We start from the raw sequence: 15,771 nt of genomic DNA, 5'->3' as shown, positions 1-15,771 counted from the left end.
TTAAAATTTATTATTGCATAAAGGCTTCAAAATAATCAAAAATATGAAATGGACAAAATAAGAGATACTCTTGAACGATTATACCACACCTTTAATTTTGAAACTGCTATACAGAAAGACCCTATAAGATTCCCAAAAAGATACAGAGAACCATTAGACATAGAAACAGCAGGGATTATTTCATCTTCCTTTGCCTACGGAAGCATAAAATGTTTTTGCAGTTTTCTTGAAGGACTCTTTAATATTATGGGATCACATCCCTCAGAATTCATACTTAATTTTAAACCATCTTATCTCCTTAAAAAACTGTCAATTAAGTATAGATTCAGTAATGTGGATGATATAGTTGCTTATCTATTTATTATTCAAAAGTTAATCCAGCAGTCTCCGTCAAACTCTTTGGAATACTATTTTCATGGAGAAAACACCATTCTAAAAATTTCAAATTTTGTTCAATGGGCATTCAAAGTTAATTTAACTTCTGTTTATGGAAAAAATACTAAAACTAAGGGTTTAATTCATCTTTTACCAGATCCTCTCAAAGGCAGTCCCTGTAAAAGAATCAATCTTTTTCTCCGATGGATGATTAGAAACCATGACATTGATTTTGGATTGTGGAAAACCATAAAACCTTCAGAACTAATTATTCCTCTTGATGTTCATGTATTGAGAGTTTCAAAAAGAATAGGATTAACTAAAAAAAGCTCTCAGAGTATGAAAACTGCTCTGGAAATTACAGAAAAATTAAGAAAAATCAATCCATCAGACCCGTTGAAATACGATTTTGTCCTCTGCCATGGAGATATTAATAGGTTGATTTAATTAAAGCCTTTAAAAGAGAGATTGACCACGAAATCTGCTCAATTAGTTCTTCCTCTTTTGGCATTCTTTTGTCTTCTTTATAACAATGATTGGCAATTTTTATCGCCGAGTTTGCAATTCTTGAGATTTCATTTTTTAAATCCTCAGTATTTGTGATATTTATTGTCTTTAATGCCTTATTGATCTTTTCTTCTGTTTCAGGTTTTCCTATGTATGAATCAAAGGCTTCGTCAAACTTTATGTGAAATTCCCTGTTAAAGTTTCCTTCGTCAATATATATTTTTCCATCGCTTGCAACAGATTCTCCGTAAGGAAAGTTATGCAAAGGTTGAGAGAGGTCTCCTATGTAATGGGCAGTTGTAACAAGATAGTATTCGTAGGCAAGGAGATTGTCAGGCTTGGTTTTATCAAGAGATTTCATCTTTTCGTAAAGATTCACAATTTTCCAGTAAAGCACTCCTGACTGATGGGGTAGTAAAATTTTAACAGCTCTTCCATCGGCATTCACTATCACTTCTTTGACAGAGTATTTATCAATGTATTCTGGTGTAACCACTGTGTCAGGAGCAGCGTTATGATAATGCATAGGAGCAAGGAGTTCATAGTTTTCATCACGGATTATATCAGGCATACATGCAGCTTCTGGAATTTTTATCCCCGCTTTTTTAGCAATGTATGCATGGGTTTTGCAGTCCCATGCATAGGAGTGTGAAAAGAAAATGAGGATGAGAAGCATTGAAAATATTTTGAATTTTATTACTCTCATCCTCATTTCTCCTTCTAACTATAGTTTATACTGAAGTTGCCACCTTATGAATGTGGCATTTCTTGCATTTTTGTAAAAGTCTCCAGGCTCAAAATACTCAATCTGAAGCATTCCATCAAGATTTTTGTTAAATTTGTAGTTTCCAATAATCGCCCAGAGATCACCTCTATTTTTACCATCATTGGAAAACATGTTCTTGTAAGTGCCAGAGGTTATATTTGTTTTTTCATCTGCCCAGAAATGTTGATAAGAAAGGGTTATTGCAAGGTCCTTTATGGGATTTAATTTAAGTTTTGTGACCAGGGCTTTTATATTTGTCCAGTAACCGGGAATTGGTCCGCCTTTAGTTGCTGTTTCAGGGATTAAAGTGTAAATTAAAAGCTCATTCCACTGGGGAGCTCTTGAAAACAAAGGATCAAAGCCTTCATCTTTTGAAGTATCTTTTTTGTCTCCAGACAGATAAACATATCCAGCTTCTAAATATGGTTTTACTGGACAGTTTTTAAACTCATATCCTGCAAAGGCATATCCACCAAGACCACTTCTTTTTGTTCCATCCTGATATTTTCCATACTGCTTTGCAAGCTCACCTCTTAATGAGAAATCACTTATTTTAAAAACTGCTCTCATTCCAAAGGTATTGATATGACTTTCTTTTATAACATCATAGGAGTCTTCTTTTTTGTAAACATAGTATGGCTCTATATTTAGCCAATCAACTATTTTGTGTCTACCATAAATCCAGAATCCCTGTTCATTTGAACCATTAAGTCTTTTTTTGTGATCAATATATGCACCACCAGAAGCTCTGTCATAGTAAGCAGGATGCAGGCTCGGAAGATATTGATCTGTTTTGGGGTCTGATACATAAACTAAATCCACTGAATGTCCCTGGTCAATTTCTATTTTTGCTTTGATTGCATTAAAGTAAAATGTTCTTGAACCATCCCCTGGAGTTCCGTCAAGAATTAAAAATCCTTCTCCATACATATCAGGTCCTAAGAAATCCTGTCTGCCTATGCGGAAGCTTAAAGGTAAGTCAAAGGGTTTTTTAATGTCAATGTAGAGATTGTCAACTACAACCTCATCCTGATCAAATCTTTTTCTGTTTGTTTGATTGTCAAGGGTTAGTCTGTAAGGACCTGAGTAGTATTTTGGCTCTGTTGCAATTCTTATGTATCCACTCAGATTTTCATTAAAATTAACCTTATCCCAGAGCTGAATTCTTAGCCTAAAAAAGTTTCTATCAGGCTGTGCTGCAGGTGTTGTTCCAAGGTCAACAACATTGTCCCAGATTTCCTGTCTTAATCTCACAGATGCACCAGGCTCATTTTCAATGGCAAAAGACAGAGAAAAGAAATTAAGGAGAAAAGCAAAACATAATAAAAACCTCAAAAGCTGCTTCATATCCACCTCCAAGATTTTAAAAAATGAAAAAAATTATAACATATTTTTTATTATTTGTTGTAAAATTTAAAAAAACATTCCTTAGGAGGTGTTCCATGAGAGAAGAAGAGATCATTGAAGTTCTCAAAAGAGAAAACGAAGAGTTTCGCAAACTCTATGAGGAACACAGACACCTTGATAGCATTCTTGATGAGATGAACAAAAAACCTTATTTAACTCCTGAAGAAGAGGTTGAGAAAAAAAGGATGCAGAAGGAAAAACTTTACAAGAAAGATAAAATGGCTGAGATGATAAGGCAATACAAAGCCAGAGTAGCAAAGGAGGCAACTCAGTGAGAAGTGACAGCATTAAAAAAGGTCTTGAAAGAACTCCTCACAGAGCGCTTCTTTATGCAACCGGGATTCCAAAGTCTGAGATGAATAAACCATTTATTGGCGTTGCAACAAGCTTTACCGACATAATACCCGGACATATATCAATGAATGAATTGGAAAGATTTATAGAAAAAGGTATTCATACTGCAGGGGGCTATCCATTTTTCTTTGGCATTCCTGGTATATGTGATGGAATAGCAATGGGACATAAAGGAATGAAGTATTCTTTACCGTCCAGAGAGTTAATCGCAGACATAATTGAATGCATAGTTGAAGCGCATCAGTTTGATGGAATAGTGCTTCTTACAAACTGTGATAAAATTACACCGGGAATGCTTATGGCAGCTGCAAGGCTTGATATTCCAGCAATACTGCTTACAGCAGGACCAATGCTTGCAGGATATTACAAAGGTCAGAGGAGAAATCTTACCTCTGATACCTTTGAAGCTGTTGGAAAGTTTAAAAAAGGAATTTTAACAGAGGAAGACCTTCAAGCTTTAGAACTCTGTGCATGTCCCACTGCAGGTTCCTGTCAGGGAATGTATACAGCAAATACTATGGCTTGTGTGACAGAGGCACTTGGAATGAGTCTCCCGGGAGTTGCAGCAACTCCTGCTGTCATGTCTGAAAAGCGAAGACTTGCCTTTGAAACAGGTGTAAAAATTGTAGAGCTTGTTAGAAAGAAGGTTAACGCAAGAAAAATACTCACAAAAGAGGCATTTTACAATGCCATCACAGTTGATATGGCACTTGGAGGTTCTACAAATACAGTATTACATATAAAAGCCATTGCTAATGAAGCAGGAGTTGAACTTCCTCTTGAAGTCTTTGATGAGATAAGTAGAAAAACTCCACACATTGTAAATATAATTCCTTCAGGGGAGCATTACATGGAAGACCTTTACAGAGCTGGAGGGATTCCCGCTGTTCTTCAGAGACTTAAAGATAAAATCTTTCCAAATCCTACGGTTTCAGGTTCTAACATAAAAGAGATTGCAGAGAAAGCTCAGATTTATGATGAGGAAGTAATTCGTCCAATTAAAAAAGCCTATCATAAAGAAGGAGGAGTTGCGATTCTTAAAGGAAATCTTGCACCTGATGGTGCGGTGATTAAGCAAACTGCTGTTTCTCCAAAGATGCTTAAATTTGAAGGCACTGCTCGTTGTTTTGATTCTGAAGAAGAGGCAATGAGAGCAATTCTTGATGGAAAAATCAAAGAAGGAGATGTAATTGTAATAAGATATGAAGGACCATCTGGTGGTCCTGGAATGAGGGAGATGCTTTCTCCAACAAGTGCAATCACTGGAATGGGGCTTAATGAGTCTGTTGCATTGATTACCGATGGAAGATTCTCAGGTGGCACTCGTGGACCATGCATTGGACATGTATCTCCTGAAGCAGCTCAGGGAGGACCCATTGCCTTAGTTAGAGATGGTGATAGAATTTTGATTGATATTCCGAAGAGAAAGCTTGAAGTTAAGGTTTCAGAAAGAGAACTTAAAAAGAGGCTTAAAGAGTGGAAGCCTCCGAAGCCAAAAATACAAAAAGGATATCTTTCAAGATATGCCCGTATGGTAAGTTCAGCTGATAAGGGTGCCATAATGGGATAAGACACTTGAATAAAGTTTAAATTTTTTTGTATTTTAAATATAGCCGGAGTGGCGGAACTGGTAGACGCAAGGGACTTAAAATCCCTCGGAGGGCGACCTCCGTACGAGTTCGAGTCTCGTCTCCGGCATTATTTTTATTTTGGAGGACATAATGGTTAAAAAAGCTGTCCTTCCTGTAGCAGGACTGGGAACGAGATTTCTTCCAGCGACAAAGGCTTCACCAAAAGAAATGCTCCCCATAATAGATAAACCTCTTATTCAATATGCTGTGGAAGAAGCAATAAAAGCAGGAATTGAAGAATTTTTATTCATCACCGGGAAGCACAAAAGAGCTATTGAAGACCACTTTGATAAAGCTTATGAGTTAGAAGAAAGGCTTAAGTCTGCAGGTAAATATGAGCTTCTTGAAAAAATCAACTGTTTTGAAAATCATAATTTTGTCTTTATAAGACAGAAAGAACCCAAGGGTCTTGGAGATGCAATTTTGTGTGCCAAATCATTTGTGAAAGATGAGCCATTTGTTGTAATTCTCAGCGATGATCTGATTGATCCTGAATATCCTGTTTTAAAGGAAATGCTTCAGATTTACGAAGAAAAAAAAGCTCCGGTAATAGCTCTTGAAGAAGTTCCTGTGAGCGAGATTTCAAGATATGGTATAGTTTCAGGTAAAGAAATTGACGGATTTTATGTTATTGATGATCTGGTTGAAAAACCTGAGCCAGAGGATGCTCCTTCCAATCTTGCAATAATTGGCAGATATATTCTTACTCCTAAAATATTCAAACATCTTGAGAGTGTAAAGCCCGGTAAAAGCGGAGAAATCCAGTTAACTGATGCTTTAAAAACACTTTTAGAAGAAACGGAAATATATGGTTTTATAATTAAAGGCAAAAGATATGATGCAGGAGAAAAACTTGGATATTTAAAAACAATAGTGGAGTTTGCTTTAAAAGATCCTGAAATTTCTTCTCAATTTATAGCGTTTCTAAAAGAAAAACTTTCAACTTTTTAGGTTATTGAAAAAATTTTTTTAAAAAATATCAAAAATCTCTCAAAAACTGTTAAAATTAAAATAAAGACTTTAAAATTTTTTTCTCAGGAGGCAAAAAATGGATGAAATAAAGAAAGAAAACAAAGAGCAAAACAGTGAAAAGCAGGAAAATAAAGAGATAGAAATTCCTGAACAACTTCCGATTCTGGCTGTAAGAGATATAGTAATTTTCCCATATATGATAATTCCCCTTTTTGTTGGAAGAGATATTTCTGTAAAAGCTGTAGAGCATGCGTTGAATACCAACAGACTTATTCTTTTACTCACTCAGAAAGACTTCAATGTTGAAATCCCGGAACCTTCAGACCTTTATGATATTGGAACAGTGTGCATGATTATGAGAATGCTGAGATTGCCAGATGGAAGACTTAAGATTCTTGTTCAGGGACTTTCAAAGGCAAAGGCAATAGAGTTTTCACAGTTTGAAGGTTTTTATCTTGCAAAAATAGAAAAGATTGAGGATATCCAGCTAAGAGAGTTTACACTGGAACATGAAGCACTGGTAAGAACAGTAAAAGAACAGCTTGAAAAAGCTATCTCACTTGGTAAAAACATACCACCTGATGCAATGGTAATAATTGAAAACATTGATGAACCCGGAAGGCTTGCTGACCTTATTGCTTCAAATTTAGGATTAAAAAGCTCTGAAGCGCAGCAAATACTTGAAATTACCGATCCTTTTGAAAGATTGAATAAGATAAGAGAAATCCTTAACAGAGAGATTCAGTTGCTTACAATTCAGCAAAAAATCAAAAAAGAAGCAAGGGATGAAATAGACAAAACTCAGAGAGAGTATTTTTTAAGAGAACAACTAAAGGCAATTCAGAAAGAGCTTGGAGATATTGATGACAAGGCAGAGGAGATAAATGAATTTAGAAAAAAGATTGAAGAAGCAAAAATGCCTGAAAAAGTTAAAGAAGAGGCTGAAAAACAGCTTAAAAGACTTGAAAGAATGCATCCTGAAGCTGCTGAATCAGCAGTGGTGCGCACATATCTTGAATGGCTTACAGAATTGCCATGGTCTCGTTCAACAGAAGACAGGCTTGATATAAAAGCTGCAAAGGAAGTTCTTGATAAAGACCACTATGATCTTGAAAAGGTCAAAGAAAGAATTCTTGAATATTTAAGCGTAAGAAAACTAAAAGAAAAAATGAAGGGACCAATCCTCTGCTTCATTGGTCCTCCTGGAGTTGGCAAAACTTCTTTAGGCCGTTCCATTGCAAGAGCTCTTGGCAGAGAGTTTGTAAGAATTTCTCTTGGTGGAGTAAGAGATGAGGCGGAAATAAGAGGACATAGAAGAACCTATGTAGGTGCACTTCCTGGTAGAATAATCCAGGGTATAAGGCAGGCAGGAACAAATAATCCTGTTTTTATGCTTGATGAGATAGACAAACTGGGAATGGACTTCAGAGGAGATCCTTCCTCAGCACTTCTGGAAGTCCTTGATCCTGAACAAAATAACAGCTTTGTTGACCACTATCTTGCTGTTCCCTTTGATTTAAGCAATGTTATGTTTATCTGCACAGGCAATATAGCTGATACTATTCCCTCTGCATTAAGAGACAGAATGGAGATAATATATCTTTCAGGATACACTGAGGAAGAAAAACTTCAGATTGCTAAAAAATATCTCATTCCAAAACAGCTTGAAGAACATGGACTTAACTCTTCAATTTTTAAAATCAGCGATAAAGCTGTAAGATACATTATTACTCACTATACAAGAGAAGCCGGAGTAAGAAATCTTGAAAGAGAAATAGCAAATCTTTGTAGAAAAGTGGCTAAATTTATTGCAGAAGGTAAAAAGAAGAAGTTTTACATAACACCTCAGAAGGTATCAAAGTTTCTTGGTGCACCCAAGTATCTTCCTGAGGAGGAACTCAAAAAAGAAGAAGTTGGAGTTGCAACAGGTCTTGCATGGACAGAAGCAGGTGGAGATGTCATTTATGTTGAGGCAACAATTATGAAAGGAAAGGGTAATCTTATTCTTACAGGACAGCTTGGAGATGTGATGAAAGAGTCTGCACAGGCTGCATTGAGCTATGTTAAATCAAAGGCAAAGGAATTAAATATAGATGAAAAGCTTTTCAGCACAATGGATTTACATATACATGTTCCAGCAGGTGCTATCCCAAAGGATGGTCCTTCAGCAGGAATTACAATGGCTTCAGCAATTGCCTCAGTTTTTACCGGAAAACCTTTAAGGAAGGATGTTGCAATGACAGGTGAAATTACCTTAAGGGGTAGGGTTCTTCCAATTGGTGGACTTAAGGAAAAGGTGCTTGCAGCAAAGAGAATGGGTATAAAAACAGTTATCATACCAAAGAGAAACAAAAAAGACCTTGAAGAACTGCCAAAATATGTGAAAGAAGGCATGAAGTTCATTCTTGCTGAATCAATGGATGAAGTTTTAAAACATGTTTTTTCAAAGGTTAGACCAAAGGCTAAAACTCAGAAATTAGCAGCTAAAGCTAAATGAAAAAAGATGAACTTACACTCGTAAGACAGATAAGGGATAGGTTTTCATTTTCTGAAGGAGTTGGAATTGGTGATGATGCTGCGGTTTTGAATTTTAAACAGCCTGTATTGCTTACAACGGATTTAATGATTGAGGATGTTCATTTTGACCTGAGTTATACTTCCTTTTATCATCTTGGATTTAAAATAGTCTCTGTTAATGTGAGTGACATTTATGCGATGGGTGGAGATTTTAAGGCTTTTTTATTTTCTGCAGGAATTCCAGAAACTGTATCTGAAGAGGATTTTAAAGAGCTATTTGATGGAATAGAGAATGCATTAAAGCATTACAGGGGTTTTTTAATCGGTGGTGATCTCTCAAAGAGTGAAAAGGTTGTTCTTTCAGGCTTTGCAGTGGGAGAGGCTTCAGAGCCTGTCTTAAGAAAAGGTGCTGAGCCAGGGGATCTGATTTTAATCACATCCTTTCTTGGGCTTTCATCGGCAGGTTTAAATCTTTTAAAAAGCCTTCCTGATGATAAAAGGAAAGTTATAAAATCAATTAAAGACTTCAAAAAATATCCTCCCATTATTGAAATTGATGGCATAAATGAGCTTTTACAGAGACATTTAATGCCTGTTGCAAGAAATCCTGAAAGATTCAAACATATTGCAAAGGCAATGATGGACATAAGTGATGGCTTGCTCATTGACTTACACAGACTCTGCGAAGAAAACAATGTAGGAGCTGAGATATATCTTGAAGACATTCCAAAGCATCCAGCTGTAATAGAGGTTGCAGAGTATTTAAATATAGATGCAATGAAGTTCATTTTATCTGGTGGTGAGGACTATGAACTTTTGGTTATCTCTGAGAGAAATGCTCAGGAGTTTGGTTTAACTGCAGTAGGAAGAATAGTTGAAGAAAAAGGCATTTATCTCGTACACCCTGATAAAGGTAAAATCCCCGTAAAACCAGAAGGCTGGCAGCATTTCTGAAATGAAAAATTTTACAGTAATTACACTGGGATGCCCAAAAAACACTGTTGATTCAAGGCATTTGATAAATGAACTCACAGCAGAGGGATTTTTATATGTGGAGGAGTTCAAAAAAGCAGATTTTGTCTTTATCAACACGTGCTGTTTTATAAATGATGCAAAGGAAGAATCCATTGATGAGATTCTTACAGCAGCAAAGTTTAAAACTGACAGATTGCTCATTGTTTTTGGCTGTCTTTCGAAAAGATATGGAGATGAATTGAAAAAAGAGATACCTGAAATTGATGCCCTTTTTGGTGTTGATGAAACAGGTAAAATATTAAATTACATGAAACAGTTCAAAGAATACTCAGGCAAAAAACTTCAAGAGTTTCAATATACAGCAGAGCCACCAACTTACAGATATATAAAAATAGCTGAAGGATGTAGCAGAAGATGCAGTTTCTGCATAATTCCAGAGGTAAGAGGTCCTTTTAGAAGCATAGAGCCTGAAAAAATACTTAAAGAAGCTGAAAAATTTATTTCCTCAGGAATAAAGGAATTAATTCTCGTTGCTCAGGATATCACCCAGTATGGAAAAGATTTAAAGGGATATGGACTGCCAGAGCTTCTTAAAGATTTATGCTCCATAAGTGGTGATTTCTGGGTGAGACTTCTTTATCTTTATCCAACTGAGATTGATGAGGCTATTATTCAAACAGTGGCAGAAAATGATAAAATTGTTAAATATCTTGACATACCAATGCAACACAGTGAAGAAAGGATACTGAGGCTCATGGGAAGAAGGGGAACACGGAAGGATTATCTTAAAAAGATAAGGCAAATCAGAGAAGCAATACCGGGAGTAACATTGAGAAGCACCTTTATTGTTGGCTTTCCTACTGAAACAGAAGATGAGTTTCAGAGACTCGTTGATTTTATTGAAGAGCTTCAGTTTGACAGACTTGGAGTTTTTAAATACTCAAGAGAAGAAGGCACAAAAGCTTACAGTCTAAAAGGGCAGATTCCTGAAAGTGTTAAAAATAGAAGATTTGATGAGATAATGAAAAGACAGGCTTTAATATCCCTTGAAAAAAATAGAGCACTCGTTGGCAAAAATTTTGATGCCCTAATAGATTATGTTGATGCTGATATGGCAATGGCAAGACTTTACTGTCATGCACCAGAGATTGATGGCGTGGTAATACTGGAAAATGTATCAAACTTAAAAGCAGGAGAAAAACTAAAACTGCTCATAACTGAAGCCTATGAATATGATCTTAAAGGAGTTATTGTTTCGTGAAAAGGAATCTCATACCTTTAATTCTTTTTATTGCCACAGTTTTTACAACTCTTTTTGCAGGAGCAGTTCAACAGGGGATAAATTTATTTAAAGAACCACTGAGGCTATGGGAAGGATATCCTTTTTCATTAAGCATAATGACAATCTTACTTGGACATGAGATGGGACATTACTTTGCATCAAAGGCTCACAGAACAAAGGCAACACTGCCATATTTCATTCCTGCACCTTCAATAATCGGCACATTCGGAGCTTTTATAAAGATGAAATCCTCCATTCTTACAAGAAGGGCACTCATAGACATAGGCGCAACAGGTCCGCTGGTTGGCTTTGTTTTATCCCTTGTTGCTTGCATAGTTGGGCTAAAAATGTCAAAGATTGTTACTTTAACGGCAGGAGAAGATTTTTTTATGCTTGGAGACTCAATTCTTTTTTCACTGCTCGTGAAGCTTACACTGGGAAGTGTTCCTCAGGGTCATGATGTTCTTTTACACTCTGTTGCCTTTGCTGGATGGATAGGACTTTTTGTAACTTCCATGAATCTTTTGCCTGTTGGACAGCTTGATGGAGGCCATATTGCCTATGCATTGTTTGGAAGATGGCATTTTTATATCTCACGAATTATGCTATTTATAGTTGCCGTGTTAGGAATTTTTTACTGGTATGGATGGCTTGTATGGGCAATGCTTCTTCTCTTTTTAGGTTTAGATCACCCTCCTATACTGGTCTGGGAAACCGAACTACCATTAACCAGAAGAATAACAGGAGCATTATCTTTTGTAATTTTTATTTTGACATTTACCCCAGCGCCTTTTAAGTTTTAGGTTTAAAAAGTTTGTAAAAATCTCTCATAGAAAGAAGGGATTGTCCAAAAAAATATTTGAATTAAGGAGCGACTTTTTTTAAAATTTTGATAAATTCTAAACAAAACAAAAGGAGAGTTGCGATGGGAAACAAAGTTAAAACGAAAGCCTTTTTTTTGTTGCCAGTTTTTCTGTTTCAAGTTTTTTTCTCTGCATCTGTTTACTCCGCAGAGGTCAAAGGGCTGGTAATTGACTCATCTGAAACATCTGTAACAGTTAACAACAACATTAATGTATCTGACAATGCTGGCGGACCTGTCTATGGGATTTATCTCAACAACTCGTCTACTTTATTGGACAATCTGACAATAAACGCAGATGTAAATGTTAGTGTTAATAATGTTAACGATAGTGGATCTGCTTTTTTAATATATTTTAAAGATAGGGACATAAATAACTTAGAAATAAAACCGTCTAAAAATTTAATTTTAAACGCAACAACAGACCAGAATAATTATTACTCTATTTATGGATTTTATGGTGATATAAAAACCTCTTTTGTCAATTATGGAAATATATTAATTAACACGCAGGGGATAGATAGTACTTATGGCTTTTATATTAGTAATAAACTTGAAAGTTTTGAAAATAGGGGCGTTTTTAATATAAATGCAGAAGGCGCAATTGTTAGCGCTTATGGTTTTTCAGGCATACATTCAAGTTTTGGCACATTAAGAAATTATGGAAACTTTTTGATAAATGCAAAGGGTATAACAGATGCAAAGGCTGCAGGATTTGAAAGAGGAGACCATGGTTTAAGTAATTTCTATAACTACGGAAAGTTTATCATAAATGCAGAATCTGGTGATAATTCAGTTGTTTATGGAATTGATAATTTATTTAGAGAACCTCCTTCGGAAAATATAAACTATGGTGAGATTACAGTCAAAGCAATAGCAACTAACCCTGACAGTAATGCAGAAGCTTATGGTATAAATACATGGATAGTAGGCTTGTATGAATCTCCTGCAAATATCAATTTTATCAACAATGGAGATATTAATGTTACAGCAATATCAGGAGGCAATACAACTGCTTACGGTTTAAATTATTTAGTGCTTGAAGATACAAATTTAGACTTTACAAACAATAAAAACATATTGATTAAAGCACAATCAAGTTCTAAAAATTCTTCCCACGAGATTTACGGTTTAGCATTAACTAAAGAAGATGGCTTTTTTAATGCAAATATTGTAAACAATGGGAATATAAAACTTTCTGTTAATCTGCCAGATGGTGCAGACACATCAAACTTAAAGGGTTATGTATTTTATGTAAACAACTCAAATGTGGTCTTGTCTAACTATGGCAATGCTTGGGTAGAAAGCAATATTAGTGGTGGAGATTTAAGAACTCTTTATATGGAAAACAACGCAGATGTAAAACTACAAGATAAATTTGCAATTACCTTTGGCACACCTGGAGTTACACCTGATAAAAGACCTATATATGTAGCAAGTGGATCAACCTTAGACTTAAATGGAACAGTATTGATAGCAAGAGCAGACATTAGAAACTTAAAACTTAACACTCCATATTTTCTTATAGAAAATGATGGTGGAACAGTTACAGGGCAGTGGGGAGGTCTTGAAAGAGGTTATGTCAATCCTAATATTGAGGTAAGCTGGGTAGATCCTCTGACGCTTGGAGAGAATTCAGCGGTAATTTTTAAATACAATCCTGCCGGAGATAAAAACAGCGCAATTATGCCATCCGTAAACGGATTTTTTTCTGGATTACTTTTAACAGGGCAGTTTCATCAGGTCCTTGCACAACAGATGCCATATACATCACCTTACATACTGCTAACAAATAAAACTAATGATATGCCTGTTATGCTTGCTTCACTGGCAACTGATGTTGATTATGGCTTAAAAAACTCAAAAAATACGCCCAATTATGGTATATGGTTAATGCCAGTTTATACAAGAGTTGAAGATGGTGGAATAGGCTTTAATGCTGATCTGTATGGAACTGCATTGGGTATTGGTGGATATATTACAGATAAATTAAGCGTAGATGCCTATGCAGGATATGTAAAAAGCAATCTTTATTATAAAGTTGATGGAGCTGACAGTGGAGAAATAAAAACACTCATAGGCGGGTTTGCTTTAATGTATCGTTTACCTGATAAATACCATCTTAGGCTTAATGGAGAAGTTCATAAATCAAGCAACAGATACAATGGCTGGACAGGGTTAAACTATGATTTAAAAGAAACTGCTGATTATGACAGCTGGGGAGTATATGGTGAAATACTTGCAGGAAAAGTCTTTGTGAAGGATAACATCAGACTTATTCCTGAAATAGGTTTCAGTTATAGTCACTACGAAAGCGATAGTTTTTGGACAGAAGTCAAAGATAACCCATCATTTGAAAGGTATTATGATCCTGATAGCTTAGATATATGGAAAGCTATTGTTTCAATGGGAGCTTTTGCTAAATTAAGCAAGGCGGTAGAGGCTTATGGTTTAATAAGGCTTGAACAAGCAATAACAGACAACGATATAAGCGTTGCAAACTGGATAAAAGGAGATACGACAAGTTACAAACTTCAAAAAGATATTGCAGATACAACACTATCTTTTGATACAGGGACAAAAATAACTATTTCTGATAGTCTGGATTTAAATCTTGGAATAAAGGCAGATTTTAACTCTGATTACAAAGCTTACAGTGGTAGAGCTCAGTTAAAGTATAAATTTTAATAAATGAGTTTTGTTTGCGTGATGCAGAAAGCAGATTTGATACCAATAGAGATTTAAACAGAGAAAGTGGAGAATTAAGACAAACTAACTCTTAATCCAAAACATAAGAAAGGTTAAGAATGGAATATTGTGCTACTTTCTGGGGTTTTTATCGCTTTTAGGAGGAAGTGTTCTTGAAGAAAAATCATCTGAGATTGGAGGGTTGCTGCGGGCTTTCACCTTTGCTACTTTTTTGCATACTTTTTGATTGGAAGAAAGCATCAGTTTTTATTTTTACATTCGGCATACTTTTGAATAATGCCTATTCTGTTCCTCTTCCATCAGTTGATAAATATGATATAACAGGGACAATCTCTGAAATAGAATGGTATCCGAAAAAGTTTATAAAAGGAATTTCAGGGATGTCTGGTTCAGCAGGAAAAGACCGGATTATGCCTCCACACTATATCTTAAAATTAACAGATTACGAAGGTATCAGTTCTGAAGATGCTTTGAAAATAACAAGATACATAAAATGGGATACTTTGAATAATAATGAAAAAAGAGAGCCTCCATTTATACTTGTAAAAGTCAATCACAAAAACAGGTATTTCTTAAAAAAAGGAATGCGGATAAAAATTAAAGGTTATACAGTCCGCGGAGATGAAAGCGGAACATATACTTATTATGAAAAAATTGAAGTTTTGGGATATAGTAAAAACACCCCAAATTAATCTTAAAGCTTCTTTTAATTATACCAGTTGACACTTATCTTTCAAAAATATATAATTTACCTAAAAATATCTATGGAGGTAAATTATGTTCCGAAGAGTAATTTCACCAGCATTATATGGTCTTATTGTTATATGTTTTTTTCTTCCCTGGGTAAATGTATCATGTCAGAACTACAAAATTGCAAGTATAAGTGGAATTCAATTTGTCACAGGAAAAACTCTTGAAGAACCCCAGATGTTTAAAAGCCAGTTTGGAATGGGGCAATATGGAATGCAAAATGTTCCTTCTAAATCACCAAAGGAGGGAAAAATTGACCCTCAACTATATGTTATCCTTGCACTTGTTTGTGTTATTACGGGTCTTGTTTTAAGTTTTGTAAAAGGCAGAATAGGCTCACTTACTACAAGCATATCAGCAGTAGCAGGTTTTATATTTGTAATACTTCAAAAATTTAAACTTGAAAATGAGTTGGTGCAGAAATCACAGGGACTTATTCAGCTTGATTTTTTACTTGGTTTTTATCTTACCTTGCTTCTTTTGCTTGCTGCAGTTGCTGTAAATGTTTACTCTCTTACACAGAGTGAAGCTTCTGTAACTACCTCTGTTAAGAAACCACCGGAATCAGCATTTAAATTCTGCCCTGAGTGTGGAGCAAAAAATGAAGCAGGCAATGTCTTTTGTAAAGAATGCGGGACAAAATTTCCTGAATAAGGAGATTAAG

The 15,771-nt window shown here is 35.5% G+C and carries 13 protein-coding genes and 1 tRNA gene; 12 read left to right on the top strand and 2 right to left on the bottom strand.

From position 1 onward, the window contains the following. Positions 1-48 precede the first annotated feature (48 nt). Positions 49-822 (top strand): TIGR02757 family protein, encoded by a 774-nt coding sequence (locus tag V4D30_RS03990; RefSeq protein WP_353684956.1) that lies wholly within the window; start codon positions 49-51, stop codon positions 820-822. On the opposite strand, the gene V4D30_RS03985 is transcribed toward V4D30_RS03990, so the two are convergent. Both V4D30_RS03985 and V4D30_RS03980 read right to left on the bottom strand, forming a co-directional pair. Beyond that, entirely contained in the window at positions 806-1,588 is a 783-nt protein-coding gene (locus V4D30_RS03985; RefSeq protein ID WP_353684955.1) for a S1/P1 nuclease, read from the bottom strand. The genes V4D30_RS03990 and V4D30_RS03985 overlap by 17 nt on opposite strands. An 18-nt stretch (positions 1,589-1,606) precedes the next feature. Continuing rightward, the gene (locus V4D30_RS03980) at positions 1,607-2,995 is read right to left on the bottom strand and encodes an alginate export family protein (protein WP_353684954.1); all 1,389 of its coding nucleotides are present in this window, start codon (positions 2,993-2,995) and stop codon (positions 1,607-1,609) included. A gap of 95 nt (positions 2,996-3,090) precedes the next feature. Here V4D30_RS03980 and V4D30_RS03975 point away from each other — a divergent pair, with 95 nt between their 5' ends. The 11 genes from V4D30_RS03975 (at position 3,091) to V4D30_RS03925 (ending at position 15,761) form a co-directional block, all read left to right on the top strand. Next, the gene (locus V4D30_RS03975) at positions 3,091-3,330 is read left to right on the top strand and encodes a DUF465 domain-containing protein (RefSeq protein ID WP_353684953.1); all 240 of its coding nucleotides are present in this window, start codon (positions 3,091-3,093) and stop codon (positions 3,328-3,330) included. Next, positions 3,327-4,979 carry a dihydroxy-acid dehydratase gene (gene ilvD, locus V4D30_RS03970; RefSeq protein ID WP_353684952.1) on the top strand — a complete coding sequence of 551 codons (1,653 nt, stop codon included), beginning with the start codon at positions 3,327-3,329 and terminating at the stop codon, positions 4,977-4,979. The genes V4D30_RS03975 and ilvD overlap by 4 nt, the downstream gene beginning before the upstream one ends. A gap of 42 nt (positions 4,980-5,021) precedes the next feature. After that, positions 5,022-5,107: transfer RNA gene (locus V4D30_RS03965), tRNA-Leu, on the top strand. Positions 5,108-5,130: 23 nt separating this feature from the next. Continuing rightward, positions 5,131-5,991, top strand: coding sequence for a UTP--glucose-1-phosphate uridylyltransferase GalU (galU, locus tag V4D30_RS03960; RefSeq protein WP_353684951.1), 861 nt, complete (start codon positions 5,131-5,133; stop codon positions 5,989-5,991). 97 nt (positions 5,992-6,088) lie between these two features. Further along, a complete protein-coding gene (lon, locus tag V4D30_RS03955) occupies positions 6,089-8,509 on the top strand; it encodes an endopeptidase La (RefSeq protein WP_353684950.1) in 2,421 nt (806 codons plus the stop codon). Continuing rightward, positions 8,506-9,483 (top strand): thiamine-phosphate kinase, encoded by a 978-nt coding sequence (gene thiL, locus V4D30_RS03950; protein WP_353684949.1) that lies wholly within the window; start codon positions 8,506-8,508, stop codon positions 9,481-9,483. The genes lon and thiL overlap by 4 nt, the downstream gene beginning before the upstream one ends. 1 nt (position 9,484) lies before the next feature. Continuing rightward, a complete protein-coding gene (gene rimO / locus V4D30_RS03945) occupies positions 9,485-10,765 on the top strand; it encodes a 30S ribosomal protein S12 methylthiotransferase RimO (protein WP_353684948.1) in 1,281 nt (426 codons plus the stop codon). After that, positions 10,762-11,589, top strand: a complete 828-nt coding sequence (locus tag V4D30_RS03940) for a site-2 protease family protein (protein ID WP_353684947.1) — start codon at positions 10,762-10,764, stop codon at positions 11,587-11,589. Before rimO ends, V4D30_RS03940 begins: the two co-directional genes overlap by 4 nt. A 122-nt stretch (positions 11,590-11,711) precedes the next feature. Continuing rightward, a complete protein-coding gene (locus tag V4D30_RS03935) occupies positions 11,712-14,336 on the top strand; it encodes an autotransporter outer membrane beta-barrel domain-containing protein (RefSeq protein ID WP_353684946.1) in 2,625 nt (874 codons plus the stop codon). Positions 14,337-14,509: 173 nt separating this feature from the next. Continuing rightward, positions 14,510-15,049 (top strand): hypothetical protein, encoded by a 540-nt coding sequence (locus V4D30_RS03930; protein ID WP_353684945.1) that lies wholly within the window; start codon positions 14,510-14,512, stop codon positions 15,047-15,049. 85 nt (positions 15,050-15,134) lie between these two features. After that, positions 15,135-15,761, top strand: coding sequence for a zinc ribbon domain-containing protein (locus tag V4D30_RS03925; protein WP_353684944.1), 627 nt, complete (start codon positions 15,135-15,137; stop codon positions 15,759-15,761). Positions 15,762-15,771 lie beyond the last annotated feature (10 nt).

The sequence above is a fragment of the Thermodesulfovibrio sp. 3907-1M genome (assembly GCF_040450955.1).
In the GTDB taxonomy this organism is placed as follows: Bacteria; Nitrospirota; Thermodesulfovibrionia; order Thermodesulfovibrionales; family Thermodesulfovibrionaceae; genus Thermodesulfovibrio; species Thermodesulfovibrio autotrophicus.
Note: the sequence above shows the minus strand (reverse complement) of the source record. Positions and strands in the feature narration are given on the sequence as shown.